Below are 25039 nucleotides of genomic sequence, written 5' to 3' on the forward strand. Positions count from 1 at the left end.
ATCCTGCCAACATGGACGAAGGGCTTGTGGCGTTAGTGGCGGCGGGAGTCGGGCTGGTCGGGGCGCTTGGCGGCGCAGCCATGGGCGGACTGGCGGCGGTCCGTGGGGCGCGAATGGGTGCCGAGACCACGGCGCGAGCGACGATCGAGCAGGCACGGGCCCAGGAGCGTGCCCAGCGCGACCACTGGTTGCGGGACGAGAGGAAGCGCGCGGCGGTCCTCATGCTTGAGGCGTATGACGAGTTCACGGTTGCCGCATCCAACGTCACGCGCATGTTCGACCTGGAGATCGAGGCATCAGCCGAAGTCTGGGGTGCCCACAACACGAGCCTGAACAAGATTCGGGCGGCCTACTTCCCTCTCCGTCTCCTCGGACCCGCTCGGGTGCATCAGGCGGCACGTGAACTCTGGCAGCTGATCGAGGAGCATCACGAAGGCATTCAGGAGTGGGCCGACGGCATCATGACGGCGACCGATGAAATTAGGGCTGGGTGGCGCGCTCGCGAGGAGCAGCAGAGGTACGCACTCGGACGGGCACACAGCGACCTGATTGATGCTGTGAGCGAGTCGTTGCAGGGCAATGGAGCCGTGCCACGCCCCAACTGAGACGGAAAATGAGACGGAGTGGCTTAGCTGGCCGGCAACCACAGGAAGAGCCCCGATGCGTTCCGCGCGACCGTGCGATTCTTGGCAGCGAGCAACGGAGAGACACGAGAGGAGCCCCAGTGTCGGAGGCCAGTCCGCGCGGAACCTACCTGGTGATCTCGGAGGCCCTTCGGAAGGGCATCGAAGAGGGCGAGATCGTCGACGATCTGCCGTCCGAGGCTGACCTTGTACGTACGCACGGGGTCGGGCGCAACACGATTCGCCGGGCTCTCAAGACCCTGGAGGCCGCGGGTGTCCTTGAGTCCGCCCCTGGGGTGGGGTGGAGGGTCTCTCGGGGCGGTGACCGGCGCCCCCTCGTGGAGCGCATGATTGCGGTGATCGAAGAGGACTCGCTCGTGGTCGGGGATGCGTATCCGTCCGAGGCCAAGCTCTGCGAGCGGTTCGGTGTATCCCGCACCGCCGTGCGCCGTGGCCTTGCCCAGATGGAGGGAACCGGCTTGCTCGCCACTGTCCATGGCAAGGGGCGAACCGTTCGCGCTCTCCCGACTTCCAGCGGTCGGCCGTAGCCTTGGCCGCCATGGGACTGACTGAGTGGGCGTACTCGCTCTCTGAATCGCTGCTGTCCGATCCGCTGCCGCGCAGGTGGGCGCACTCCCTGGGAGTCGCCGAGCGCGCCCGCTCATTGGGCTCGATCCTGGGTGACGATGCGGAGTTGCTGGAAGCAGCCGCCGTGCTGCACGACATCGGATACTCACCGCAGATCGCTGTCACTGGCTTCCACCCGCTTGACGGGGCTCGGTTTCTCCGGGACCAGGAACGGGCGGACGAGCGGGTGATCCGGCTCGTGGCGCATCACTCCTGCGCGCTCCTGGAGGCAGAGGAACGAGGGCTCAGGCAAGAGCTGGAGACCGAGTTCGAGCTAGAGCGGCCCGACCTCGTTGACGCGCTCCTCTTCTGCGACATGACGACCACTCCGGACGGCACGCACACCACGTCGACCAAGCGGCTTGACGAGATCGTGCAGAGGTATGGCCCAGACACCATCGTCGGCCGCTTCATTCAACGTGCGGCGCCCGAGATCCACGGAGCCGTGGAGCGAGTGGAGGGCCGCCTTGCTCACGCCCCTGCCGCAGATCAGCCGATGTAAGGCTCTTGGCGAGAGCCGTCCAGTCCATGCTGGATACGCAGCCGCATAGACGGGTGAATGTCGAGGTCATCAAGGTCCGCTGGGTCGACCCAGCGGACCTCTTTCGATTCGCTGCTTGTCCGCAGTGAACCGCCCGTCGGGTGGGCGCGGAAGCAGATCGAGAACTGTTGCCGTACCTCGCCGTCGTCGTAGGCGAGCACGTGCTGAGGGTCGGTGTAGAGACCCACGATGCTGTCAATCTCGACGGTGATCCCCGTCTCCTCCAGGACTTCCCGTACGACGGTGTCGCCGACGCGTTCGCCGATGTCGTGGCCGCCACCGGGGAGCGCCCACAGGTCGTTGTCCGTCTTGTGGATGAGAAGGAGCTGCCCGGCGTCGTCAAGGACGACCGCTGTGACGGAAGGGACCACAGAGTTGGCCTTGGGCGCGTCGGGGTCGCGAAAGTGGTCGACTCGGCTCATGGGTGGAGGCCTCCGCGATCGGCGGGCGAAGAGATGGGCCTAGCTGACTCCCAGACCCGTTCGATGCTCTCAGCGTAGGCGTCGAACAGTTCGCCGCCGGGCACGCGTTGCAGGTGTAGGACGGGAGCCATGTACGCGCCGACACCGTAGAGGTGGCCGTTGGCGAGCATCTCGTCATCGGCTCGGTAGAGCGAGTTGTACAGCGTCGTGCTGTGGAGGCGGAACTCAACTCCTGGCAGTCCGAAGAACGGGCTGTAGTTGACGAGTGCGTTTCGAATCTTGCTCGCCATGGCGGGGCCGATCCCCTCATCCTCGCCACGGACCGCCACAGCCGGACAGTCCGGGTCCCCGAGCATGAAGCGGATCGAGACGCCAGCCGCTGACTTCTCCTTGACGACTCGGTGGAACGCGGGGTCCTCGGTGAGCCAGAAGCCTGAGTAAACGACCACGTCGAAGGCCTGTGTTGCTTGTGCGTAGAGCTGTGGCCACAAGCGCTTCGGTACGACGGATCGATGGGGGTAGAGCTTGATCAGCTCAGCGTTCCCAGCCTCGGTGATCTCGGCGGAGGTCCGCTCTTCCGGCCACAGGTAGGACACCTCACATTGCAGGAGCGAGGCGGTCGCGTACTGGAAGCGACGGTACGGCTTGCGGTTCGGCTCGCCGATCCAACGCTCAACCGTCTTCGCCGAGACACCTAACCTCGCGGCCACTTTGTCGAGCGTCATCCCGCTCTCGACGATCGCGCCTCGGAGCCTCTCATTAGGCATGTCGCGAACTCTCCCCTAGCTGGGACGACTTGGGACGACTTCACCGTAGCGAAGTCGTCCACAAGTCGTACATGCGCGAGGTCGATCGTCTTCGACCGCCAGGCCAGTCTGTAAGCACATCGACGCGAGGGACTCGCAGAACCCCAAACAGCCGAAGGGCTTGACGGTGCGAACCTCTCTCTGCATGATGAGGAACACGTAATACATGTTCCTCATTGCCACAGTGCCCGCCTAGACCGGCGGAGCCGTACGAACCGCAGTGCCCGCACCAGCCGGAAGAACCGGGAAGGCGACGTAGTCGCACGCCGACGGGCTGGGAGCGGAATCGCTTTGAGAACTGAACAGTGTGCCAACCCAGCCGCCTGAACACGGGTGGTCGATGGGTTGAGGAGGTCAGTCCGCCCCACCTCTGGAAGAGGGCGGATGCGCATGGGTCCTGTCTCCGTGCGTGGAACAGCGCATCTCAACTTCCTCGCGGCCTGCTGGCCGCGCCGGTTGCCTCCTTCGCTCGTCTCGTACGAGCGGGGCTGAGGGGAGCCGGGATCGTCCCGAGCCCACGAAGGAGCCCGCGATGCCGAACCCAGAGACGCCTCCGGGCGAGTGCCCGCAGTGCTGGCAGCACGCCTACGACAAGAGCATCCACCGCAGTCTCGGTACCCGCGAGGACTGCGCGCCGTGCATCAGCCACATGGTCAACGGATGCCCCAACGTAACGCCAAAGAAAGGCTGGTGGCGCTGACCGGCTGTCTGTGGTCCCGGCCTGGTGTGCCGGGCCGCGGAGAGCGGGACAGTCCCGAGCCCCATTCGAGAGGACGCTCACCGTGGATCAGAACCAGATCGACGACATCGGCCACCGCATCGGCTCCGCCGCGGCGCAGTTCGCCCCGAGCCACAAGCCGACGCCCCTTCAGAAGGCGGACGCCGCGGCGGTCCTGCACGCCATGGTCCAGGCCACCGAGATCTACGGCGTGAAGTTTGCCGACTTCGACGCCGTCGCCGACTTCCCCCGGATGGCCATTCAGCTCGTACAGAGCCGCGACGCACAGAGCTGACGCCGCCTATCAACCGCACTGATCACCGAGGAGATCACTCGTGAGCCGCGACGAAACCCCCGAAGAGCACGACGCCCGCATGAAGGCCGCGATGGACGTGGCCGACGCGATCATCGAGGCCACCCGGAAGCAGCCGAGCCAGGACGTGACCGTCGTTCACGGTGAGCGCTACGGCATCAGCGGCGGTGTCCACCACGGCGACGTCTACTACAGCTTCTAGCGACAGGCGCCACCGTTCGATCGCTGCACCGCCCCGATGGTCGCAAGGCCGGGTTCGACTCCCGGCCGGGGCACTACCGGACCGCTCCACCGTCCGGACTTCCCTGCCGGGGCTGGCCGCCCTCTCGCCAAAGACCGAGGCCACCCCGCTTCTCCGTTCCTTCGAATCAGGAGTCACCCATGCGTAGCTTCATCGGCACTCACCAGGTCGTCTCGGCTGACGACTACCTCGAACTGGCCCTGGGCACCCCCGTGGAGCTGTGGCTGGGCACCGAGGACGAGAGTGAGGAGGAGCGCGCGGCCCGCCTGGACGCGGCCCGCGACATTCTCGCCCACCCCGACTACCGGGACCTGCCGGACGACGTGGCCCGCATCGCCGCTCAGGCGATCGAGACCCACGCCCCGGAGCTGTTCAACGTCATCCCCCTCACGCGCCCGACCGTCCGCCAGCACCGCGCCCACAAGGGGGCGGCGGCATGAGCGGCAATCTCCCGGCGCCTGAGGCTCTGTTGGACTATCAGGGCAACCCGCGGCCGTTCGTGCACATGCCGCTCACCTACGAGCAGGCCCGCTTGGGCATGGCCTTCCATGAGGCAGGGCACGCGGTGCTCGCCCTGGCCTACGGAATGCGCGTGCACACCAGCGAGGTCATCGCCTGGGAGCCCGACGAGGGTGGCTGGGCGGTGACGGGCAATACCGCCTGGCAGGGCAACGACACCTCGCCGTGGCACTTCGCCGCGATGTGCGCGGCCGGCCAGGTCACCCAGGTCAACTACCTGATGACTTATGGGCTGTGGACCCCGGAGCGGGCCCTGGGCTGCGCCGCGCTGCACGACCGGGAGCAGGCCATCGACCTGCTCGCCGCGCACGGCGTGCGCATCGGGCGCGGCCACGTTCCGGCCGGCGGGAAGTCCTGGGCGATGGTGCGCGGCCTCGCCCGCCGCAAGGCCACCCATCTGTGGCGCGAGATCCGCACCGTGGCGCACGCCATGAACGAAAACACCGTCCTGACCGGCGACCAGATCGCCGACATCACCGGACTCCACAACGCCCGCGGCCTGGAGGTGGCGGCATGAGCGAGCATCCCGCCAACTCGACTCCCCTCAGCGGCCTGCCACTGTTCCTGATCGCCCTGGGCATGGTGGCGCTCATCCTCGCCACGACCATGACGCCGGTGACCGGCACGCACGGATGGCGCTGGGTGACCGTGGGCGGCAGCGCCGTCCAGTTCACCGGCTGGGTACTGCTCGGCCGGCGGATGTACCGCCAGAGGGGCGGTGCCCGATGAGAACCCCCGCCGGCAAGTCTCTGACCCGAACCCAGATCGGTGTGTTGAGCGTGGCGTTCGTGCCGATGCTCGCCACCGGCGTGTTCGGCGGGATCGGCACCTACAGCAACATCAGCGGCGCCTACGGCAGCGGCACCGCACTCGGGGCGGTCGCCGCGGGCGAGGGGGCCACCGCCGTGCTCGCCCTGGTGCTGCTCGGCCTGACCATGCTGGGCCAGTCCTCCCCGCTCATCATCCGGCTCGGCCTGTGGGCGCTGCCCGCCGCCGCATCGGCGATGGCCGCGATGGCGGCCGACGATCCGGGTACCACCGTCATCTACGCCATCACCCCGATGGGCATGTGCGTGTCGGCCGAAGGCATGGCCTTCCTCGCCCGCCGCATCGCCGTGCACACCGAGGGCCGTGACGCGGAGGGCGAGCGTCGCGCGGTCGAACTGGTGCAGAAGCTCGCCTACCACCGGGCCCGCGCCACCAACCACCCCGATGACAACGTGCGCAAGCGCTCCGTTCGGGCGTCGTGGCGTCTGGCGCGCAAGGTCGGATCGGGCGATGCAGCACTCGGTACGAAGCTGCTCGATGTGCAGCGCGAGCGCATCACGATCGGCGCGGATGCCGCGCTCGGATCGATGTTCCTGCTCGCCCCCGACGCTCTTCCGATCGAGGGAAGGAATGCGGAGGAATCTACCGAGACAACCATGAATGGGTCTACGGCTGACCTGCCGGTATCGACCCCGGAGCCGATCACCACGAACCCGCTGGCGCTGCCGCGTGCGGTGGCGGTCGGTTTCCTGAAGTCGACTCTCCCGCTCAAGCCGCTGCCCGCGATCGAGCCGCCCCCGGTCCGGCCGATCGAGGCGCGCCCGGTGGCTGCGGAGTCGCCCCGTCCGCGTCGGGCGACCGGCCGGGTACCCGAGTCGGCCCGTCCCTCTCAGCCTCGCCGGACCTGGTCTGAGGTGCTGGAGCAGGCCCACGAGATCACGGCCAAGTGGCCGGACAAGGATCTGACGGCCGAGGGCATCCGTCGTGCGGTGCGGACCTCGCCCGAGCGAGCCCGCACGCTGCGCGACACGCTGCGGGCCGAGCGCGGTCTTAAGGCGGCGTGATGGGCACCGCCTACGCCAAGTGCTACGACCCTTCCGGCGCCCGCTACGGCGTGCCGACCTTCCCGTGGCGCCTGGCCCCGGATGACCTGGCCACCCGTCGCCAGTTGCGGGCGAAGGGGCTGCGTCCGGGAGGTCAGCCGATAGCGGCTCAGGTGATGATTCGCCAGCGCGGCCGGAAGTCCGGCGCGAAGGTCGCCTATCTCTACCGCGTCGACAAGGCGCTCCCGGTGCGGCCGATGACCTCGCGCAAGTGGGGCGCGCTCGCGCTGGCCATGCTCGCCCGCCGCACCTGCCCCGCCTGCGGGGTCATCTACAGCTACTGCCTGCCGACCTCGCTCGGCATGTGCCTCCTCTGCCACGACGCACAGCAGCCGCACGCCGCGCATGCGGCTGACCTGCAAGGGAGTACGCGATGAACAAGAGGCTCGCCGCCGCTATCGAGCGTGAAAACGAGCTGGAGGAGCGCGGCATGCACGGCGATGACCGCAAGACCTGCTGGACCCACCAGGAGTGGGCCGAGGACTGCGCCGACGCTCCGATGCACACCCACCCCAGCACCAACAACTACCCGCGCCCCGCCTGAGGGAGAGCCCCATGCCCACCGTCTACGGCAGCTACGAACTGTCCATCGCCGATGACCTCGGTCTCGACACCACCCCAGTCTGCTGCGGCGAGGAGACGGCCGCGAAGGACAACGAGCTCGGCTACCGCGACTACACCTGCGGCGACTGCGCGGGCGTCGTCACGGTCTCGCCCAGCGGACTTGTCTTCGACATCACCGACTGACCTGGCACGACTTCGCTCAGCGGGGTCCGGACGGCTCGCCTACCAAAGCGCCGTCCGGACCCCTTCCAACCCCGCTCAACATGAGGGAGCAGATCCATCGTGACCGAGATCAACGTGTCCGGACCTCCCACCAAGGCACCGGACGAGGAGACCGAGAACACCGCGCGGGTGCTGCCGTTCCTGCGCAAAGAGACCACCCCCGCCCCGGAAGCAGCGGCCAGGCTCGCTCCGGGCGAGGTGAAGCCGGGGGAGTGGGAGGCCCAACTCCCCGACACCGACGACCCGGAGGCCGAGGGCCTGACCGAGGGCGCGGAGGTCGACCCGCCCAAGCAGGTCTACCCGCCGACGGTGGCGGAATGGATGGAGGCCAAGGACAAGGCCCGCCTGCCGGTCCTGCCGGACTGGGTCAAGCTGCCTGACCAGCGCAAAGCCGTCCGCAAGTGGGCGGTGCGGCACTACTCCACCATGGTCGGCTACCACGCGGTGCGCGTGCCGACCATCTACACCCCCAAGATCCTCTGGTACTCGCCGCGCGGCGCGTGGCGCTGGTCAACGGCCATCGGCCGGTGGGTCTTTGACGCCGAAGGTAAGCCCCTGCGGCTGGCCTCGGTCGCGAACGAGGACGCGGGGGAGTACCTGCGGCTGTCCCACCAGCGCAAGGACCGCGTTCGGCTGCGGAGCATCACGGCCGCGCTCGGCACGGTCATCGGCCTGACCGCAGCCCTGGTCCTGTATGTGATGGCGCCCTCGTGGCTGCTCCTGCTGGCGGTCACCTCGCTGACCACGGCACTTGGCGCCGTGGGCGCGCCGGCGGACCGGCCGCTCATCGACCGGGCCAAGGTGACCTTCCGCAAGCGCCGTCTGTCCTCGGACATCGTCATCCGCGCCCACGAGGCCGCCAAGCTGACCAGCAAGGACCAGAACATCGCCTTCCCGCGGCCGATCGGCCGGGACGGGGACGGCTGGCGCGTGGTCGTCGACCTCCCGTACGGCAAGACCTTCGAGGACGCGGTCAAGGCCCACGCCCGCCTGGCGTCCGGCATGGACATCGCCCCCACTCAGCTCTTCCTGGACAAGGACGAGACGAGCGGACGCCGGGTGTCCTACTGGATCGCTGACCGTGACCCGCTCGCCGTCCCGTCGGGCAAGTCGCCGCTGCTCGGGGCAACAAGGGTGGACTTCTGGAAGCCGTTCCCGTGGGGTGTGGACGAGCGCGGCAATCCCGTCATGATCTCGATGCTGTGGCTCTCGCTGCTGGTCGGGGCGGTGCCGCGGCAGGGCAAGACGTTCTCCGCCCGCACCATCGCGCTCGCTGCGGCGCTTGATCCGCATGTGCGCCTGATCGTGTTCGACGGGAAGGCATCGCCGGACTGGCGCAGCTTCACCAAGGTCGCGCACCGCGTCGGCTTCGGCATCGTGCCCCGCGACGGCTTTGACCCGGTCGAGCACCTGGTCCATGCCCTGATGGAGCTGAAGGCGGATGTGGAGGACCGCTACCACCGGCTGTCCGAACTCCCGCTGCACATCTGCCCCGAGGGCAAGCTCACCCCGGAGATCAGCCGGGACAAGAAGCTGAACATGCCCCTGACCCTGGTGGTGGTGGACGAGGTGCAGGAGTACTTGCAGCACCCCACTCACGGCAAGGCCATCCTTGACCTGCTCGTCTACCTCGCCCGCGTCGCGCCGGCGGTCGGCGTCTCGGTGCTGAACTCCACCCAGAAGCCCGACGACACCGCCTGCCCCTCCGTGCTGCGCGACCAGCACCAGGGCCGCTTCTCCCTGCGGGTCGGCTCCTGGCAGGTCTCCGATGTGGTGCTCGGCGCCGGTTCCTACTCCGAGGGCCTGGACGCCTCCAAGCTCCTGAAGTCCCACAAGGGCGTTGGCCTGCTCAAGGGCATGTCCGACGACTCCGGGATCGTGCGCACCTACCTCGCCAACGGACGCGACGCAGAAACCGTGCTGGACCGGGCCCGCGCACTGCGCGAGGACCAGGGCACGCTGTCCGGCGACGCGGCCGGCGAGCAGAGCACGACCCGTGCCGCGGACGCGATCCTCGACGACGTCGCCGCGGTCCTGGGCCGCAGCGAGGACAAGGTGTGGTCGGAGTCCATCGTCGACCGCCTCGCCCAGTACAGCCCCGACGCCTATGGCGAGTGGGCCGTCCTGGAGGGCCGCGCCAAGGCCGACCAGCTCGCCGCCGCGCTCAAGCCCTACGGCATCAAGACGGACCAGGTGTGGGGCAAGACCGAGTCCGGCAAGGGCGCCAACCGGCGCGGCATCGAGCGTCAGCACATCATCGACGTCGTCACGCATCGTAACAAGAAGCGGGCCGATTCCTGACCCGCCACGGTCGCTAGGTCTAGCAAGACCCGTCGCTAGACCTAGCGACCTCGCTAGCGACCCAAACCGCACCTGATCAGGTCGCTAGCGCCTAGCAGCCCACCTGCATAAACCCCTGAAACCCGCCCGAGAGGCCCTGTGATGACCCCCAGCCTGCTCGCTAGCGCCTGCCTCCTGTTCCTCACCCTCAGTTACGGCATTGTGTGCTGGTTGAGCCCGTTCGGCCGCTGCCGCAAGTGCGACGGCCTTGGCCACCTCATCAAGTTCAACCGCCGCGGCAAGGCCAAGAAAGCCCGTGTCTGCCGCCGCTGCCACGGCCACGGCATCCGGATACGCCGCGGACGCCACTGGTTCAACATTGCCCGCTGCACCCACCGTGCCGGCACCCGCTAACCCACCCCACGCATCGCCCCATCCCAACTCTGTGGAGGAGTACGCCCGATGGCGCTCAGCGACAAGGACCCCTACAACGCCCGCGAGGGCGCCCGCATCATCGTGCTCGCCGCCCGCGCCGCCCGCCTGGAAGGGCGCGGCAAGTCCAACAAGCGCGTCCTGCAGCAGGCAGCACGCATCCGCGAACTCGCCCAGGAGCGCGAGGACGCCAAGGCCGCCGCCCGCGCCGCGGCCCGCAAGAAGCGCCATGGCCGCTGACCCCGGCCCTACCGCCGCACGCTCCCAGAACGGAGGCCCGTCGTGGCCCTGACCGTCTCCCTGGTTCTGCTCTTCGGTGTCCTGCTCGCCCTGCTCCTGCGCTTCAAGGCCCTGGGTGCCGGAGCCGCGGTCATCGCCGTGCTCTTCGGCTTCTACCTCGCCGACACCGGAGCCCGCAGCACCATCAACGACCTCATGTCCGCGGCCATCAGTGCCCTGCCGGACCGAAACCCGTAAGGAGGCGCGGTCGTGAACGAACAGATCGTCGCCCGCCACTGGCTGGCCATCATCGCCCCCAAGGCCGCGCCCGCGCTGGCCACCTCCACCGTGCTGATCCTGGCCCGCATCTGGAACGCCAACGGCGCCGAACACAGCATCGGCAACGCCGTGTTGATGACTGCGCTCTCTCTCGCCGCCGGGGCGGCCGGGGCCTGCGCGAGCGTCGGCCGCGCCGGGGACCGCGTGATTGCCGGGACCGCGTTCGCCGCCTCCGGCGCCTTGGCCTTCGCCGGCGTCGCCGGATACGCCGACGGCCTGCCCCTGCCGCTCCTGCTGTGGGTGCTCGCCACGACCGCCGCCTACGGGATCGCGGCCCGCTACTGGCGCACCGACCGCCGCGACCACCTCGCCTACCAGCGGCACACCGGGGTGCGCCGCGAGGAGCACGCCCACGTGGAACGCGTCGAAGCGCTGCGAGCCGGAGCACAGATCGAATCCGCCCGCGCCGGAGCCGAGTACGCCGAACAACTCGCCACGGCCCTACTCACCCGAGCCGCCCTGCCCGGCTACGACCCCACGGCTCTCACCCGCGCGGGGCTGCCCGAACTCCCCACTGTGGAAAGGGACTGACCATGCTCCGCCTACGTATCCAGCACGCCACCTGGCCCCACCCAGCGCTCATTCTCACCGACACGCCCCGCCCGAACTGCCGCGAGTGCGAGGGCATCGGCGGAATCGAGCACGACTACGGCCACCCCGAGACCGGCGAGTACGACGGCACCGATTGGGAGCCCTGCTCCTGCTGGAACGAACAGCGCTCCTGGCTCCTGTTGCCCCTTCCGCGTCGGCGTCTGCGGCTGCCGCGGCGTGGCCGTAGCACAGACCCGTGGGCCGCCAACGGCTACAGCGACGAACCGCCCATCTGACCCTGGAAAGGAACCGATGATGACTGCCTACTCCACCCCGCTGGACCTGATCCTGGGGGCCGTGGCCGCCAACGCGTTCATTCGGGGGCGGGCCGAGGAGCTGACCCGCAACGACTACCTGCCTGAGCCCGTCGCTTACGCGCTCACGGTCCGCCGCATCCTGCACGGCGATCCCCTGGTGCTGGCAGAGGCCGGACAGAGTTGGACGCTGCGCTCGGACACCGACCCCGACGACGCGCCCGCCTACCGGCTGAACGTCCTTGCTCGCCTGAGCTGCCCACCGCGCGTCCTGGTCACCGACCCCGACGACCCCACCGGCGAGACCGACGAACTCCTCGCCGAGGTACTGGATCTCTACTACCTCGCCACCTGGCGCCCTGAACTCACCGCCGTCCAGAGCCCCAAGGAGTCCTGACCCGTGTTCGAGATCCGCATCCTCTGTCCGTCCGGCGATGTCGCACTCATCACCCGTGCTCTGTCCGAGGTCTTCACGCTCGGTCGCGTGTTGGAGCGTGAGGCCCCCTCGCCGGACAAGGTTCGGCTGTCCATCACCGCTGACCACCGTCCCGAGAACGATCCGTGGCCGGACTCGGAGAGCGCGTACGCGCTCGCCCCCAGCATCGTCAGCGAGATCGGGTGGGTCGCCCACTCCGCCACGAACCGTGAGCCCTTCACCGAGGCCGACCGAGAGTTCTGGCTCCGCAAGGCTGCGCTCCTTGACCGCCTCGCTCTGGGAGATGCCAGGGCGTTCACCGCCTCGGACGCAACCGAGCTTGCCACGCAGGCGGCCCACCGGCTGATGGACGTCGATGACAGCGGTGCCATCTGCGACCCGCGCCACTACGTCCGGCGCGAGTACGCCGCGTGGGCCAAGAACCAGTAGCTGTGCCCGAGGCGGTCGCCCTCTCGCCAAAGACCGCGACCGCCTCGGCTCTCCGTCCCTTCGAGAGAAACAGGAGACCTCCAGCATGACACCTGAGCGCAACACCGAGCTGCTCTCCGCAGCGCTTCAAGCCGCAGAACGCGGCTGGCACGTCTTCCCGCTCTTCCCCGGAACCAAGCGGCCCGCCCTGCACGGCGAGGCGGCCTGCCCCCGCACCGGGGTCTGCGCAAGTGGGCACCGTAAGTGGGAACAGCGCGCCACTACCGACCCGGACCGCATCCGTGCTGCTTGGACGCACGCTCCGTTCAATATCGGCATCGCCACCGGCCCCTCTGGGCTGCTGGTTGTCGACCTCGACTTGCCCAAGCACAAGGGCACTTCGGACACGCCTTCCGGCGTGACGACCTTCACGGCGCTCTGCGAGCGCACCGACCACACCGTCCCCGACACCTGCCGCACGCGGACCGCGAGCGGGGGACAGCATCTGTACTTCGCCGCGCTGTCGGGCGTGCGGTTGACCAACACGGCGGGGACGATTGCCCCGTTGGTCGATACCCGGGCATGGGGTGGCTACGTCGTCGCAGCGGGCAGTGTCACCCCCGCCGGACCCTACGAAGCTGTAGGCACCGCTCTGACGGTTCCGTTGCCCGCCTGGCTTCAAAGCATTCTGGAGCCCGCCCCCGCGCAACCCGTTGGGCCGCTCAGGCTCCCCGCGGTCAGCGGGAGCCGCGCGGCGCTGGCGGCACTGGAGGCGGAGTGCGCCGTCCTCTCAGCGGCGTCGGAATCGCAGCGGAACATCGCTCTCAATCGGTGCGCCTTCAAGGTGGGGCGTTTCATCGCATGGGGCGATGTCCCCCGGCATGTGGTTGAAGAGGCCTTCCAAGCGGCGGGCGAGGCGCACGGACTCACCGCGGCGGAGTGCCGCGCCACGATCCGTAGCGCCTTGGACAGCTCCATCCGCAAAGCCCGCCCTCGGGATGCGGCATGAGCCACCAACTCCACTCCCCCTTGGAAGGCCTCACCCACGCGTCGACCGGCCGCCGTCTCGCCGAACCGGCCGTAGTCCGGACGGCGGTAGGCGACCCGAAGGGCGTCGCCGAAGGCGTCCCCACTGTCCTTCTCCCGCACCCGCCGCCCGGCGACGGACGGTATCCCGTGGCCTGGCTGCACATCGTTGCCCCGCGCGGCGCCGTACCCACCGCCACCTCGCATTGCCAGTGCGGAAGGGACCGTAGCGCCGTGGGCAAGGCCCGTGTACTCGCTCTCATCGACGACCACACCGGCCACCGCGATCAATGTCCGCTCCGTACTCCCCAGGAAGGGAGGGAAGCCGCATGACCACCTTGGAGGAACTGCCCGCGCCCTCCAACCCGATGGCCGTTGCCCGCCGCGTTATCCCTGACTGGCAGGACCAGAACGGCAACCTGCTGTGCCGCCGGTGGCGTGGCTCGTGGATGCGCTGGACCGGCACGAACTGGCGCGAGCTGGATGAGCACCAGATGCGCGCGTCCATGTACAAGCGGCTGGAGCATGCCACGTTCAAGGGCGGCGTAGACCGCGAGGGGCAGCCGGAAATCCGCGACTGGGCACCGACCAAACAGAAGATCAGCAACCTTCTCGATGCACTCGGAGCCATCACACTGCTGCCCACCGAGGCGGACGCGCCTTCCTGGATCGAGAAGAACGCGGACAGCGGCGACCGCAGCCCCATCGTGGCCTGCCAGAACGGCTTGCTGCGCATCCGGGACCGGGCCCTGCTGCCGCACACGCCGGGATTCTTCAACCTGGTCTCGGTCCCCTTCGCCTACGACTCGCAGGCGAGCGCGCCGCACTGGGAACAATTCCTGCGGGAGATCTGGCCGCAAGACCCCGCCGCCATCGCGGCTTTGCAGGAGTGGTTCGGCTACATCCTGTCTGGCCGCACCGACCAGCAAAAGATTCTGCTGATCAAAGGACCCTCGCGCTCCGGGAAGGGCACCATCGCCCGTGTCCTAAAGGAGTTGGTCGGGCGGGAGAACCTCGCCGGGCCGACCCTCGCGGGGCTGGGCAGCAACTTCGGTCTGTCGTCCCTGATCGGCAAGCCCCTTGCGGTCATCTCCGATGCGCGGCTGTCCGGCAAGGACGGCGGGCAGGTCGTCGAACGGCTGCTGACCATCTCCGGCGAGGACACCATCGACATCGACCGGAAGTTCCGCGAGCCATGGACCGGGAAGCTGCCCACCCGGCTGATGGTGCTGACCAATGAGTTGCCCAACTTCGGCGACTCCTCTGGGGTCATCGCTCGCCGCTTCGTCGTGCTGAGCATGACCCTCTCCTGGCTCGGCAAGGAAGACACCGGCCTGACCGACAAGCTCGCCGAGGAAATGCCCGGCATCCTCAACTGGGCCTTGGACGGCCTGGCCCGCCTGGAACGGGGAGGACGCATCACCGAACCAGCCTCCTCGCGCGAATCGGTCGTCATCATGCAGGACACTGCCTCGCCAACCAGCGCGTTTGTCCGCGAGTGCTGCACGACAGGGTCAGAGGCCACGGTGCCGGTCGACACCCTGTGGGCCGTCTGGCGGGAATGGGCCGAGGACAACGGCGTACGCGCCGTCGGAACCAAGCAGATGTTCGGCCGCAACCTGCAATCCGTCGTCCCCCAGCTCCACCGAGCCCGGCCCCGAGACCAGTTCGGCCGGCAGGTCCCCACCTATACCGGGATCACGCTCAACCTGTCCGATCCACAGTCGGCCGGGTCGCGGATCAGCCGACACCCCGCCCGTACGGATCACCTCTGAGTCGCTTGAGTCGCGACACAGAGCAATGCGGGCTCAACACGGTCAGGTCCGTGTCGCGCCAGCCCAGCCAACGGCTGCGGCCGGGCTGGCGCCCTTCCGGTTCCCCGCTCTTCATCCGAGGAGAAGCTGTGGCCAAGCCCAGAGACGAGATGTTGACCATCCCCGATGTCATCGAAGAAATCGGCGTACCGCGAGCGACCTTCTACCGCTGGCGGCAATGCAAGAAGGGCCCGAAGGCCATCAAGCTCCCCAACGGTGCCGTGCGGATTCGCCGGTCCGAGCTGAGCCGGTGGCTCCAGACGCTGGAGGAGAGCGCGTGACCCAGGGCACCGACAGCGGGGCCGGACGGGACAGCCGTTCGGCCCCGCAGGGGTTTTCGCTCAACGTGCGTCTGTGGAAGGTGAGCAAGGCGCAGAGCAAGACCCGTCCGTACCAGCTTCGTTGGAAGGTCGGAGGGAAGGTCAGTAGCGCCACCTTTGCCACGGTGGCCCTTGCGGAGAGCCGCAGGTCCGAACTGTGGCAGGCGATGCGCCGTGGCGAGGCATTCCGCGTCGCAGATGGTCTACCCGAGTCCGAGGTGCGAGCAGAGTCCGCTGCGGAAGAGGCCCGTGAGGAACTGCCCTGGTTCGCGTTCTGTCGGGAGTACATGGCGATGCGCTGGCCGACGGCCGCAGCCAAGACCCGTGAGGGAATCGCCGACGGCCTCGCCGCGGTGACGCTGGCCCTGGTGGAGCAGGAACAAGAAATGCCATCGCCGGAAGAGCTGCGGCTGGCCTTCCGGTGGTCGGTCATCCCCAAGAACGTCGAACTCGACTCGCCGCAGGAACTCGAAGACGCCTTCAGGTGGATTCGTCAGAAGTCTCTTCTCGTCTCCTCGCTGGAAGACCCGAAGATCCTTCGCGATGTCCAGTACCGGATTTCCTTCAAGCTGGACGGCACCCCCGCAGCGGGGGAGACCTCCCGTCGCCGCCGGCGCGCCCTCAACACCGCAGTGGAATACGCCATCGAGCGCAAGCTCCTGACGACGAACCCACTCACCGCCATCAAGAAGGTGAAGAGCGCTGCATCGGACCGCGTGGACCCCCGTGTCCTCGTGAACAAGACCCAGGCTGCGCAACTCCTCGCCGCGGTCTCGTACGTCGGCACGTGGGACCGCAAGAAGGGGCGCCGCCTAGTGGGCTTCTACGCGGTCATGTACTTCGCGGGACTCCGGCCGAGCGAGGCAGTGGGCCTCAGCAAGGCTGATTGCTTCCTCCCGGAGACGGGGTGGGGCGTGGTGACGCTCCGCGATACGCATCCTGTGTCGGGCAAGCAATGGACAGACAGCGGAGAGCGCCACGACAAGAGGGGCCTGAAGTCTCGGGAGGCCAAGGAGGACCGGCCAGTCCCGATCCCGCCACCACTCGTGACCGTGCTCCGCTCCCATCTGGAGAAGTTCGGCACGGCCAAGGACGGGCGGCTCTTCACGAACGAGCGGGGTGGCCTTGTGGGTAGCAGCACCTATTGGCGGGTGTGGCGGGACGCTCGGGAGTACGCGCTCCCTCCGGACCTTCAAGCGTCCATCCTTGGGGGGCGGCCGTACGACCTCAGGCACACGTGCATCACGACGTGGCTGAACGCCGGTGTGCCTGTGGCCGAGGTCGCCCGGCGAGTCGGCAACTCACCGGAGGTCATCCACCGTGTCTACGAGGGGTGCATCTACGGCCAGGAGGAGGCCATGAACAGGAAGATTGAGGCGGAACTGGACTGGCCTGAGTGATGCGTGGTCGAGTCGCCGCCACCATTTGGGGATAGACCCTATTAGGTCTGTACGAGAGGGGCCTTACATGCTTAACCGTAACCTGGTTGCGATGCTGGGGGCTCAGGATCGCAGGCTTTCTGCCGCGCTCGAAGAGAGCAGAAGCGCCTTCAAGCACGCAGGTCTCCGCGGTGACGTTGTGGAGTGCGCTTTCCGAGAGCTCCTAGACCGACATCTGCCTCGCCACTTCACTGTGGGTACTGGCGAAGTGCTGGACCTGCGTGACCAGACTTCCACCCAGACGGATGTTGTTGTCGCCAACGTTGATCAGCCATTTCGAAGCGGCATCCACGATCCAGGCATCTTCATAGTTGAGGGTGTTTCTGCGGCAGGGGAGGTCAAGTCACGGCTGACGCTGCCCGACCTAGACGACACGCTGAAGAAGGCGGCCGTCTTCAAGAAGCTTCGAAATCAGCATGCGGCCGGTGACAGTCGACACACGAATGACTCGGACTCTGCAAGATTCTACGAGTGTCCGCCCTATTTCCTCTTCGCCTTCGAGAGCGCTGTGGCGCTGGAGACTCTCATGGAGAGGTTGCAGGAAGCCGCTCTAGTGCCGGGCCCTGGCGCCACTGGACCCCACCTTCGCCCTCTCGACGGAGTGTTCATCCTGGGGCGAGGAATCGCGATCGACTACGGCGACGGAGCTGGATCCCTCCAGTGGCGTGTCCCTGATCCTGAAGGGGGCGGGTGGGTGTCGTTGCCTGGCTGGCTGTGGCGTGACACGAACTCGGTCGTCGCTGAGTTCTTGATCTGGCTCGAATCGACCACGCCTCGGACACACCGATTCGCCCCTGTTGGGCAGCACTACCTGATCCGGCACATGCAGACCTTGGCGGGCATTGAGACAGACGCCTAGCGTGTCTATCGCAGCTCTATCGCGATGAGCGCGCAACAACGACAAAGAGCGGGACCCAGTGAGACTGGATCCCGCTCTTCATGCTTGGCATCTGCGCTGGTCAACCGCATGATTCTGCTGGTTGAAGCGAGGTGCCCCCGGCAGGATTCGAACCTGCGCACACGGCTCCGGAGGCCGTTGCTCTATCCCCTGAGCTACGGGGGCGTGTCAGCGCTGATTGCGCGGCGACGGGTAGAACCCTACCAGCTCCAATGGGCTCCCCATGAACAGGTATTTCCGCATCTCCGCGGCCGCCGGAACGCCCGCACCGCACCGCGCTTCCCAGGGGTCGCCCTGGGGTCCCCCGCCCGGGGCGGACGCGCACCCCAGGCGTCCCCCGCACAGGGCAGAAGTGGGGAAAACCCGGACGCGGCGGTGTCGGCAGACCTACTCTCGAGTTGTGTCAGGCGTGCCCGGCCGCGTGCTTGTTGTGGACGACAACAAGGTCATCCGGCAACTGATCAGGGTCAACCTCGAGCTGGAGGGCTTCGAGGTGGTGACCGCGGCCGATGGTGCCGAGTGCCTGGACGTGGTGCAAGAGGTCAGGCCCGACGCCGTCACCCTTGATGTCGTGATGCCCCGCCTTGACGGGCTGCGGACCGCCGCGCGGCTGCGTTCCGATCCGCGGACCCGGCATCTGCCCATCGTGATCGTCAGCGCCTGTACTCAGTACGAGGTGGAGAGCGGTTTGGAAGTGGGCGTGGACGCCTTCCTCGCCAAGCCCTTCGAGCCGAGTGAACTCGTCGGGATCGTACGGCAGTTGCTGGAGCGCGGCCGCGGCGGCGAAGCGCTCGGCGGCGACTGCGCGGCCGGGACCGGAGAGGCCGAGCGCGCCGGCCGCACCGGCGGCTGAGCCGACCGCCCCGCGGGCCCTGTCGCGGAAGCCCGGCTACCCCAGAGACCCCTACCCCCCGTCCACATCGCGGACCATCCGCCAAACCGGGTCGCGTCCCTACCCCCCTCCTCCCATACGCTTGTCCCCGTGACCCCCGTCGAGCTCTCCCGTTCCGTGCTGCGCGCCATGCGCCGTGCCGTCGATGACGGTGAGCTTCGTGACGTGGGCATGCCCGAGCGGGTGATCGTCGAGCGGCCTCGGCCCGGGGGACGTGGGGATTACGCCACCAACGTCGCCCTCCAGGTCGCCCGCGCCGCCGGGCGGCCGCCGATGCAGGTAGCCGAGATTCTGTCCCCGCGACTCACCGCGGAGCCCGGCATCGCCTCCATCGACATCACCGGGCCCGGCTTCCTCAACATCACCCTCACAGAGGGGGACGACACCGGCAGCAGCGGAGCGGCCCTCGTACGCGACGTACGCGACCGCGGTGCCTGCTACGGGCACGTCCACCCCGACACCGGCGCCCGCCACCAGCTCCACTTCCCCCGCGAAGTCCGCGCCGCAGTCCTCGCCGACACCCTCCGCCGCATCCTCCGCTCGCAGGGCGCCCTCGTCCGTGTCACCTGTGACGAGGCGCCCGATCCCGGCTGGACGACCGGCCTCGGGGTGCGCGTCGACGCCCACGGGAAGCCTCCCGTCCCGCTCAACACGCTCCGTCCCGTCCCCGCCCCGCAGGACCCCACCCCCCTCGGCCGCGACGCCGCCCGCTGGGCCCTGCTGTATCCGGCCGGGCACGACCGCCCCCGGATCGAGCCGGCCGAGCGGCACCTCGCCCAGCGCGAGAGCAATCCCCTCTTCCGCGTGCGGTACGCGTACGCCCGTACCCGTGCCCTGAGCCGGAACGCCGAGGCCCTCGGGTTCGACGCCGCCCCCGGCGACGTGCAAGACGTGGAAGACGTGCAAGACGGACAAGAAGCGCGAGACCTTCTCGACGCCATCGGTGACCACCCCCGCGTCCTCGCAGCCGCCGCCCGGCGTCACGCGCCCGACTGCCTCGCCCGGCACCTCGTCACCACCGCCGACGCCTTCCTCGCCTTTCAGCCCTCCGTCCTGCCGCGCGGTGACGAAAAACCCCTGGCCGCCCACCGTGCCCGGCTCGCGCTCGCCGAAGCCGCCGGGACGGTGCTCGCCGGTGGCCTGTCCCTGCTCGGCATCAGCGCACCAGAACATCTGTGAGAGAGACGACCGCGACATGAGCCGTTCCGCACACCCCGCCGGGCCCCGCCACGCCGACGTACTGCCCGAAGGGCACTACACCGCGCCGCCCGCCGATCTGAACTCCCTCGACCCGAAGGTCTGGGCGCAGACCGTCACCCGCGACGCGGACGGTGTCGCCACCGTCGGCGGCATCGAAGTGACCCGGCTCGCCGAGGAGTTCGGCACCCCCGCCTACTTCCTCGACGAGGCCGACTTCCGCGCCCGCTGCCACGCCTGGCGCGGTGCTTTCGGAACCGACGCCGACGTCTTCTACGCCGGCAAGGCTTTCCTCTCGCGTGCCGTCGTGCGCTGGCTGCACGAAGAAGGGCTCAACCTCGACGTCTGTTCCGGGGGCGAGCTCACCACCGCCCTCGACGCCGGGATGCCCGCCGACCGCATCGCCTTCCACGGCAACAACAAGAGTGAAGAGGAGATCGAGCGGGCCATCTCCGTCGGAGTGGGGCGCATCGTGCTCGACTCCTTCCAGGAGATCGTTCGGGTCGCGCACATCGCCGAGCGGCTCGGCAAGCGGCAGCCCGTACAGATCCGCGTCACCGTCGGCGTGGAAGCGCACACCCACGAATTCATCGCCACCGCCCATGAGGACCAGAAGTTCGGCATCGCCCTCGCGGGAGGACAGGCCGCCGAGGCCGTGCGCCGCGCGCTGCGGCTGGATGGGCTCGAGCTCATCGGCGTACACAGCCACATCGGGTCGCAGATCTTCGACATGGCGGGCTTTGAGGTCTCCGCCCGTCGTGTCGTGCAGCTGCTTGCCGAGATCCGTGACGAGCACGGTGTCGAGCTTCCCGAGATCGACCTCGGCGGCGGGCTCGGCATCGCGTACACCTCCGACGACGACCCGCGCGAGCCGCACGAGATCGCCAAGGCGCTGAGCGAGATCGTCACGCGTGAGTGCGAGGCCGCCGATCTCCGCACTCCTCGTATCTCCGTCGAGCCGGGGCGCGCCATCGTCGGGCCGACCGCCTTCACGCTGTACGAGGTCGGCACGGTCAAGCCGCTCGAGGGTCTGCGTACGTACGTCTCCGTCGACGGCGGCATGTCCGACAACATCCGCACCGCGCTCTACGACGCCGAGTACAGCGTCGCCCTGGTGTCGCGCGAGTCCGACGCCGAGCCCATGCTCGTACGCGTCGTGGGCAAGCACTGCGAGAGCGGCGACATCGTGGTGAAGGACGCTTTCCTCCCCGCCGACCTGGCTCCCGGCGATCTGATCGCCGTGCCCGCGACCGGCGCGTACTGCCGTTCCATGGCGAGCAACTACAACCACGCGCTCCGTCCGCCGGTCGTCGCGGTCAAGAATGGTGCGGCGCGCGTAATCGTCCGGCGCGAGACGGAGGAAGATCTCCTGCGTCTCGATGTCGGGTAATGAAATAGATGTCTCATGATTCGGACAGGGGATAGAAACTCCGGTCCGGTGGGTGAGACTGGTCCCATCGTTTAGATGTATGAGAAGTGAGGTCGGATGATGCGTAAGCGTCCGCTGAAGGTGGCGCTGCTGGGCTGTGGGGTTGTCGGCTCAGAGGTGGCGCGCATCATGACGACGCACGCCGACGACCTCACAGCCAGGATCGGCGCCCCGGTGGAACTCGCCGGGGTCGCCGTCCGCCGTCCCTCGAAGGTGCGCGAGGGAATCGACCCCTCCCTCATCACCACCGACGCGACCGCGCTGGTCAAACGGGGCGACATCGACGTCATCGTCGAGGTCATCGGAGGGATCGAGCCCGCCCGGACCCTCATCACCACCGCCTTCGAGCACGGCGCGTCCGTCGTCTCGGCGAACAAGGCCCTCATCGCCCAGGACGGTGCCGCGCTGCACGCCGCCGCCGAGGAGCACGGGCGGGATCTCTATTACGAGGCCGCCGTCGCCGGCGCGATTCCGCTGATCCGGCCGCTGCGCGAGTCCCTCGTCGGCGACAAGGTCAACCGGGTCCTCGGGATCGTCAACGGGACCACGAACTTCATCCTTGACGCGATGGACACGACCGGGGCCGGTTACCAGGAAGCCCTCGACGAGGCCACCGCTCTCGGGTACGCAGAGGCCGACCCGACCGCCGACGTCGAGGGCTTCGACGCCGCCGCCAAGGCCGCGATCCTCGCCGGAATCGCCTTCCACACGCGCGTGCGGCTCGACGACGTCTACCGCGAGGGCATGACCGAGGTGACCGCCGCCGACTTCGCCTCCGCGAAGCGCATGGGCTGCACCATCAAGCTGCTCGCCATCTGTGAGCGGGCCGCGGACGGCGAGTCCGTCACCGCGCGCGTGCATCCCGCGATGATTCCGCTCAGCCATCCGCTGGCGTCCGTGCGCGAGGCGTACAACGCCGTCTTCGTGGAGGCCGAGGCCGCCGGTCAGCTCATGTTCTACGGGCCCGGCGCGGGCGGCTCGCCCACCGCGTCGGCCGTGCTCGGCGACCTCGTCGCCGTCTGCCGGAACAAGCTCGGCGAGGCCACCGGGCCCGGCGAGTCCGCGTACACCCAGCTGCCCGTGAGCTCCATGGGCGAGGTCGTCACGCGGTACCACATCAGCCTCGACGTGGCCGACAAGCCGGGTGTCCTCGCCCAGGTCGCGACGGTCTTCGCCGAGCACGGCGTATCGATCGATACGGTCCGTCAGACGGGCAAGGACGGCGAGGCATCCCTCGTCGTCGTCACCCACCGGGCACCCGACGCCGCGCTCAGCGGCACGGTCGAGGCGCTGCGGAATCTCGACACCGTGCGTGGTGTCGCGAGCATCATGCGGGTTGAAGGAGAGTAACCAGCAATGACCCACCAGTGGCGCGGAATCATCGAGGAGTACCGGGACCGTCTCCCCGTCTCCGACACGACGCCGGTCGTGACGCTCCGCGAGGGCGGCACGCCGCTCGTGCCCGCGCAGGTGCTCTCCGAGCGCACGGGCTGCGAGGTCCATCTCAAGGTCGAGGGCGCCAACCCGACCGGGTCCTTCAAGGACCGCGGCATGACGATGGCGATCACGAAGGCCAAGGAGGAGGGCGCCAAGGCCGTCATCTGCGCCTCCACCGGCAACACGTCCGCCTCCGCGGCCGCCTATGCCGTACGCGCCGGAATGGTCTGTGCGGTCCTGGTGCCGCAGGGCAAGATCGCGCTCGGCAAGATGGGCCAGGCGCTCGTCTACGGCTCGAAGATCCTTCAGGTCGACGGGAACTTCGACGACTGCCTGAACCTCGCCCGCGCCCTCTCCGAGAACTACCCGGTGGCGCTGGTCAATTCGGTCAACCCGTTCCGCATCGAGGGCCAGAAGACCGCCTCGTTCGAGATCGTCGACGCGCTCGGCGACGCCCCGGACATCCATGTCCTTCCCGTCGGCAACGCCGGCAACATCACGGCCTACTGGAAGGGCTACAAGGAGTACGCCGCCGACTCGGTGTCGACGCACACTCCCCGGATGTGGGGCTTCCAGGCCTCGGGCTCGGCGCCCATCGTGCGCGGCGAGGTCGTCAAGGACCCGTCCACCATCGCCACCGCGATTCGCATCGGCAACCCCGCGTCCTGGGACTTCGCCCTTGCCGCGCGCGACGAGTCGGGCGGCTTCATCGACGAGGTGACGGACCGTGAGATCCTGCGCGCCTACAAGCTGTTGGCGTCCCAGGAGGGTGTCTTCGTCGAGCCCGCGTCGGCTGCTTCGGTCGCCGGTCTCCTGAAGGCCGCCGAGCAGGGCAAGGTCGACAAGGGCCAGAAGATCGTCTGCACGGTCACCGGAAACGGCCTGAAGGACCCCGACTGGGCCGTCGCCGGCGCCCCGCAGCCGGTCACCGTGCCGGTCGACGCGGCCACCGCCGCCGAGCGCCTCGGTCTGGCATAACCCCGGGGAAAACCCGCAACTCCCCACAGGGGGTGCACAGGGGGCTTACAGCACGCATCGTGCGCCTCCTGTGCGCCCTATGTCGCCACAGAACCTTCCTTCGATAGGCTGTACCCAACCCGCCCCGCCGCATATGCCGCGGTGCCGCCGTGTATCGGCCTCCGGGTACTGCCTCACATGTGGCAAGTCCTCCAAAAGATCGCAGCTCAAGGAGAGTCATCGAGCGATGGCCGGTCCCGCGTTCCGCGCCGCCGCCGTCCGGGTGCGCGTCCCCGCCACCAGCGCCAACCTCGGGCCGGGCTTCGACGCCCTCGGCCTGTCGCTGGGGCTGTACGACGACGTCGTCGTCCGGGTGGCCGACTCCGGACTGAACATCGACATCGCAGGTGAGGGCAGCGAGACGCTCCCGCGCGACGAGTCGCATCTGCTTGTACGTTCCCTGCGTACCGCCTTCGACCTGCTCGGCGGACAGCCGCGCGGGCTCGAAATCGTCTGCGCCAACCGCATTCCGCACGGCCGGGGCCTCGGCTCGTCGTCCGCGGCCATCTGCGCCGGAATCGTCGCCGCGCGCGCCGTGACGATAGGCGGTGACGCCCGGCTCGACGACAACGCCCTGCTTGAGCTCGCCACCGAGATCGAGGGCCACCCCGACAACGTCGCCGCCTGTCTGCTCGGCGGCTTCACGCTCTCCTGGATGGACGGGGGAGCGGCGCGGGCGATCAGGATGGACCCCGCCGATTCCATCGTTCCGGTGGTTTTCGTACCGGGAAAGCCGGTCCTCACCGAGACCGCGCGCGGACTGCTCCCGCGCACCGTCCCCCATGTGGACGCGGCCGCCAACGCGGGCCGGGCCGCCCTGCTCGTCGAGGCGCTGACCAGGCGCCCCGAGCTGCTGCTCCCCGCCACCGAGGACCGCCTCCACCAGGAGTACCGCGCACCCGCCATGCCGGAGAGCGCCGCCCTGGTGGACCGACTGCGGGCGGACGGCGTCCCCGCGATGATTTCCGGCGCGGGACCCACGGTCCTCGCGCTGGCCGATGAGAGTACGGCCGACAAGGTCGCACGCCTCGCGGGCGAGGGCTGGGCGGCCAACCGTCTGGCGCTCGACGCGACCGGGGCGAGCGTGCTGCCGCTCGCGCCTTGACGCAGTGACCTCCGGGTAACCGGATTTGGAGAGGGGGAA

33 protein-coding genes and 1 tRNA gene are annotated in these 25039 nt (G+C 68.5%); 31 read left to right on the plus strand and 3 right to left on the minus strand.

Annotated features, from left to right (window positions below):
* Positions 1-11: 11 nt before the first annotated feature.
* From OG453_RS25280 to OG453_RS25290, 3 genes are all read left to right on the plus strand, one after another.
* A complete protein-coding gene (locus OG453_RS25280; RefSeq protein ID WP_266870764.1) occupies positions 12-605 on the plus strand; it encodes a hypothetical protein in 594 nt (197 codons plus the stop codon).
* A 119-nt stretch (positions 606-724) separates the two neighbouring features.
* Complete coding sequence (locus tag OG453_RS25285; RefSeq protein WP_266870765.1) at positions 725-1171, plus strand: GntR family transcriptional regulator; 447 nt, start codon at positions 725-727, stop codon at positions 1169-1171.
* 11 nt (positions 1172-1182) lie between these two features.
* The gene (locus tag OG453_RS25290; protein ID WP_266870766.1) at positions 1183-1752 is read left to right on the plus strand and encodes an HD domain-containing protein; all 570 of its coding nucleotides are present in this window, start codon (positions 1183-1185) and stop codon (positions 1750-1752) included.
* Here OG453_RS25290 and OG453_RS25295 read toward each other — a convergent pair.
* Positions 1740-2213 (minus strand): NUDIX domain-containing protein, encoded by a 474-nt coding sequence (locus tag OG453_RS25295; RefSeq protein WP_266870767.1) that lies wholly within the window; start codon positions 2211-2213, stop codon positions 1740-1742. The genes OG453_RS25290 and OG453_RS25295 overlap by 13 nt on opposite strands.
* Positions 2210-2980: an XRE family transcriptional regulator gene (locus tag OG453_RS25300; RefSeq protein ID WP_266870768.1), complete on the minus strand. Its 771-nt coding sequence runs from the start codon at positions 2978-2980 to the stop codon at positions 2210-2212. The genes OG453_RS25295 and OG453_RS25300 overlap by 4 nt, the downstream gene beginning before the upstream one ends.
* A gap of 821 nt (positions 2981-3801) precedes the next feature.
* Here OG453_RS25300 and OG453_RS25310 point away from each other — a divergent pair.
* The 22 genes from OG453_RS25310 (at position 3802) to OG453_RS25415 (ending at position 17884) form a co-directional block, all read left to right on the plus strand.
* Positions 3802-4032, plus strand: a complete 231-nt coding sequence (locus OG453_RS25310) for a hypothetical protein (protein ID WP_266870770.1) — start codon at positions 3802-3804, stop codon at positions 4030-4032.
* A gap of 40 nt (positions 4033-4072) precedes the next feature.
* On the plus strand, positions 4073-4252 hold the full coding sequence (locus OG453_RS25315; RefSeq protein WP_266870771.1) for a hypothetical protein: 180 nt from the start codon (positions 4073-4075) through the stop codon (positions 4250-4252).
* A 179-nt stretch (positions 4253-4431) separates the two neighbouring features.
* Entirely contained in the window at positions 4432-4731 is a 300-nt protein-coding gene (locus tag OG453_RS25320; protein ID WP_266870772.1) for a hypothetical protein, read from the plus strand.
* Positions 4728-5327, plus strand: coding sequence for a hypothetical protein (locus tag OG453_RS25325; RefSeq protein ID WP_266870773.1), 600 nt, complete (start codon positions 4728-4730; stop codon positions 5325-5327). The genes OG453_RS25320 and OG453_RS25325 overlap by 4 nt, the downstream gene beginning before the upstream one ends.
* On the plus strand, positions 5324-5539 hold the full coding sequence (locus tag OG453_RS25330; protein WP_266870774.1) for a hypothetical protein: 216 nt from the start codon (positions 5324-5326) through the stop codon (positions 5537-5539). The genes OG453_RS25325 and OG453_RS25330 overlap by 4 nt, the downstream gene beginning before the upstream one ends.
* Complete coding sequence (locus OG453_RS25335; protein WP_266870775.1) at positions 5536-6642, plus strand: conjugal transfer protein; 1107 nt, start codon at positions 5536-5538, stop codon at positions 6640-6642. The genes OG453_RS25330 and OG453_RS25335 overlap by 4 nt, the downstream gene beginning before the upstream one ends.
* Complete coding sequence (locus tag OG453_RS25340) at positions 6642-7058, plus strand: RRQRL motif-containing zinc-binding protein (RefSeq protein ID WP_266870776.1); 417 nt, start codon at positions 6642-6644, stop codon at positions 7056-7058. Before OG453_RS25335 ends, OG453_RS25340 begins: the two co-directional genes overlap by 1 nt.
* Positions 7055-7225 carry a hypothetical protein gene (locus OG453_RS25345; protein ID WP_266870777.1) on the plus strand — a complete coding sequence of 57 codons (171 nt, stop codon included), beginning with the start codon at positions 7055-7057 and terminating at the stop codon, positions 7223-7225. The genes OG453_RS25340 and OG453_RS25345 overlap by 4 nt, the downstream gene beginning before the upstream one ends.
* Before the next feature lie 11 nt (positions 7226-7236).
* Positions 7237-7428 (plus strand): hypothetical protein, encoded by a 192-nt coding sequence (locus tag OG453_RS25350; protein ID WP_266870779.1) that lies wholly within the window; start codon positions 7237-7239, stop codon positions 7426-7428.
* A 99-nt stretch (positions 7429-7527) separates the two neighbouring features.
* A complete protein-coding gene (locus tag OG453_RS25355; protein ID WP_266870780.1) occupies positions 7528-9768 on the plus strand; it encodes a cell division protein FtsK in 2241 nt (746 codons plus the stop codon).
* Between the two features lie 141 nt (positions 9769-9909).
* On the plus strand, positions 9910-10161 hold the full coding sequence (locus OG453_RS25360) for a hypothetical protein (protein ID WP_266870781.1): 252 nt from the start codon (positions 9910-9912) through the stop codon (positions 10159-10161).
* Between the two features lie 48 nt (positions 10162-10209).
* On the plus strand, positions 10210-10419 hold the full coding sequence (locus OG453_RS25365) for a hypothetical protein (protein ID WP_266870782.1): 210 nt from the start codon (positions 10210-10212) through the stop codon (positions 10417-10419).
* Between the two features lie 42 nt (positions 10420-10461).
* Positions 10462-10656: a hypothetical protein gene (locus OG453_RS25370; protein ID WP_266870783.1), complete on the plus strand. Its 195-nt coding sequence runs from the start codon at positions 10462-10464 to the stop codon at positions 10654-10656.
* 12 nt (positions 10657-10668) lie between these two features.
* Positions 10669-11268: a hypothetical protein gene (locus OG453_RS25375; RefSeq protein ID WP_266870784.1), complete on the plus strand. Its 600-nt coding sequence runs from the start codon at positions 10669-10671 to the stop codon at positions 11266-11268.
* Between the two features lie 2 nt (positions 11269-11270).
* Complete coding sequence (locus OG453_RS25380; RefSeq protein WP_266870785.1) at positions 11271-11564, plus strand: hypothetical protein; 294 nt, start codon at positions 11271-11273, stop codon at positions 11562-11564.
* A gap of 19 nt (positions 11565-11583) precedes the next feature.
* Entirely contained in the window at positions 11584-11979 is a 396-nt protein-coding gene (locus OG453_RS25385; RefSeq protein ID WP_266870787.1) for a hypothetical protein, read from the plus strand.
* Positions 11980-11982: 3 nt separating this feature from the next.
* Complete coding sequence (locus tag OG453_RS25390; RefSeq protein WP_266870788.1) at positions 11983-12447, plus strand: hypothetical protein; 465 nt, start codon at positions 11983-11985, stop codon at positions 12445-12447.
* 85 nt (positions 12448-12532) lie between these two features.
* A complete protein-coding gene (locus OG453_RS25395) occupies positions 12533-13435 on the plus strand; it encodes a bifunctional DNA primase/polymerase (RefSeq protein ID WP_266870789.1) in 903 nt (300 codons plus the stop codon).
* Between the two features lie 355 nt (positions 13436-13790).
* A complete protein-coding gene (locus OG453_RS25400) occupies positions 13791-15227 on the plus strand; it encodes a phage/plasmid primase, P4 family (RefSeq protein WP_266870790.1) in 1437 nt (478 codons plus the stop codon).
* Between the two features lie 128 nt (positions 15228-15355).
* Positions 15356-15547: an AlpA family transcriptional regulator gene (locus OG453_RS25405; RefSeq protein WP_266870791.1), complete on the plus strand. Its 192-nt coding sequence runs from the start codon at positions 15356-15358 to the stop codon at positions 15545-15547.
* Entirely contained in the window at positions 15544-16986 is a 1443-nt protein-coding gene (locus OG453_RS25410) for a tyrosine-type recombinase/integrase (RefSeq protein WP_266870792.1), read from the plus strand. Before OG453_RS25405 ends, OG453_RS25410 begins: the two co-directional genes overlap by 4 nt.
* A gap of 67 nt (positions 16987-17053) precedes the next feature.
* Positions 17054-17884 (plus strand): DUF6602 domain-containing protein, encoded by an 831-nt coding sequence (locus tag OG453_RS25415; protein ID WP_266870793.1) that lies wholly within the window; start codon positions 17054-17056, stop codon positions 17882-17884.
* Positions 17885-18016: 132 nt separating this feature from the next.
* On the opposite strand, the gene OG453_RS25420 is transcribed toward OG453_RS25415, so the two are convergent.
* A tRNA-Arg gene (locus OG453_RS25420) sits at positions 18017-18088 on the minus strand.
* Positions 18089-18323: 235 nt separating this feature from the next.
* Here OG453_RS25420 and OG453_RS25425 point away from each other — a divergent pair.
* From OG453_RS25425 to thrB, 6 genes are all read left to right on the plus strand, one after another.
* Entirely contained in the window at positions 18324-18776 is a 453-nt protein-coding gene (locus OG453_RS25425) for a response regulator (protein ID WP_266870795.1), read from the plus strand.
* 129 nt (positions 18777-18905) lie between these two features.
* Complete coding sequence (gene nrtL / locus OG453_RS25430; protein WP_266870796.1) at positions 18906-19994, plus strand: ArgS-related anticodon-binding protein NrtL; 1089 nt, start codon at positions 18906-18908, stop codon at positions 19992-19994.
* 16 nt (positions 19995-20010) lie between these two features.
* Positions 20011-21402: a diaminopimelate decarboxylase gene (lysA, locus tag OG453_RS25435; protein WP_266870797.1), complete on the plus strand. Its 1392-nt coding sequence runs from the start codon at positions 20011-20013 to the stop codon at positions 21400-21402.
* 99 nt (positions 21403-21501) lie between these two features.
* Positions 21502-22791, plus strand: coding sequence for a homoserine dehydrogenase (locus OG453_RS25440; protein ID WP_266873124.1), 1290 nt, complete (start codon positions 21502-21504; stop codon positions 22789-22791).
* A gap of 6 nt (positions 22792-22797) precedes the next feature.
* Entirely contained in the window at positions 22798-23856 is a 1059-nt protein-coding gene (gene thrC / locus OG453_RS25445; RefSeq protein WP_266870798.1) for a threonine synthase, read from the plus strand.
* Positions 23857-24082: 226 nt separating this feature from the next.
* Complete coding sequence (thrB, locus tag OG453_RS25450; protein ID WP_266870799.1) at positions 24083-25000, plus strand: homoserine kinase; 918 nt, start codon at positions 24083-24085, stop codon at positions 24998-25000.
* Positions 25001-25039 lie beyond the last annotated feature (39 nt).

The organism is Streptomyces sp. NBC_01381 (assembly GCF_026340305.1).
Classification (GTDB): domain Bacteria; phylum Actinomycetota; class Actinomycetes; order Streptomycetales; family Streptomycetaceae; genus Streptomyces.

Coding starts and splice junctions, on each gene's coding strand:
- OG453_RS25395 (WP_266870789.1), top strand. CDS start 12,533: ATGACACCTGAGCGCAACACCGAGCTGCTCTCCGCAGCGCTTCAAGCC.
- OG453_RS25335 (WP_266870775.1), top strand. CDS start 5,536: ATGAGAACCCCCGCCGGCAAGTCTCTGACCCGAACCCAGATCGGTGTG.
- OG453_RS25290 (WP_266870766.1), top strand. CDS start 1,183: ATGGGACTGACTGAGTGGGCGTACTCGCTCTCTGAATCGCTGCTGTCC.
- OG453_RS25330 (WP_266870774.1), top strand. CDS start 5,324: ATGAGCGAGCATCCCGCCAACTCGACTCCCCTCAGCGGCCTGCCACTG.
- OG453_RS25440 (WP_266873124.1), top strand. CDS start 21,502: ATGCGTAAGCGTCCGCTGAAGGTGGCGCTGCTGGGCTGTGGGGTTGTC.
- thrC (WP_266870798.1), top strand. CDS start 22,798: ATGACCCACCAGTGGCGCGGAATCATCGAGGAGTACCGGGACCGTCTC.
- OG453_RS25280 (WP_266870764.1), top strand. CDS start 12: ATGGACGAAGGGCTTGTGGCGTTAGTGGCGGCGGGAGTCGGGCTGGTC.
- OG453_RS25360 (WP_266870781.1), top strand. CDS start 9,910: ATGACCCCCAGCCTGCTCGCTAGCGCCTGCCTCCTGTTCCTCACCCTC.
- OG453_RS25415 (WP_266870793.1), top strand. CDS start 17,054: ATGCTTAACCGTAACCTGGTTGCGATGCTGGGGGCTCAGGATCGCAGG.
- OG453_RS25350 (WP_266870779.1), top strand. CDS start 7,237: ATGCCCACCGTCTACGGCAGCTACGAACTGTCCATCGCCGATGACCTC.
- thrB (WP_266870799.1), top strand. CDS start 24,083: ATGGCCGGTCCCGCGTTCCGCGCCGCCGCCGTCCGGGTGCGCGTCCCC.
- OG453_RS25345 (WP_266870777.1), top strand. CDS start 7,055: ATGAACAAGAGGCTCGCCGCCGCTATCGAGCGTGAAAACGAGCTGGAG.
- OG453_RS25365 (WP_266870782.1), top strand. CDS start 10,210: ATGGCGCTCAGCGACAAGGACCCCTACAACGCCCGCGAGGGCGCCCGC.
- OG453_RS25340 (WP_266870776.1), top strand. CDS start 6,642: ATGGGCACCGCCTACGCCAAGTGCTACGACCCTTCCGGCGCCCGCTAC.
- OG453_RS25300 (WP_266870768.1), bottom strand. CDS start 2,980: ATGCCTAATGAGAGGCTCCGAGGCGCGATCGTCGAGAGCGGGATGACG.
- OG453_RS25320 (WP_266870772.1), top strand. CDS start 4,432: ATGCGTAGCTTCATCGGCACTCACCAGGTCGTCTCGGCTGACGACTAC.
- OG453_RS25380 (WP_266870785.1), top strand. CDS start 11,271: ATGCTCCGCCTACGTATCCAGCACGCCACCTGGCCCCACCCAGCGCTC.
- OG453_RS25325 (WP_266870773.1), top strand. CDS start 4,728: ATGAGCGGCAATCTCCCGGCGCCTGAGGCTCTGTTGGACTATCAGGGC.
- lysA (WP_266870797.1), top strand. CDS start 20,011: ATGAGCCGTTCCGCACACCCCGCCGGGCCCCGCCACGCCGACGTACTG.
- OG453_RS25385 (WP_266870787.1), top strand. CDS start 11,584: ATGACTGCCTACTCCACCCCGCTGGACCTGATCCTGGGGGCCGTGGCC.
- OG453_RS25295 (WP_266870767.1), bottom strand. CDS start 2,213: ATGAGCCGAGTCGACCACTTTCGCGACCCCGACGCGCCCAAGGCCAAC.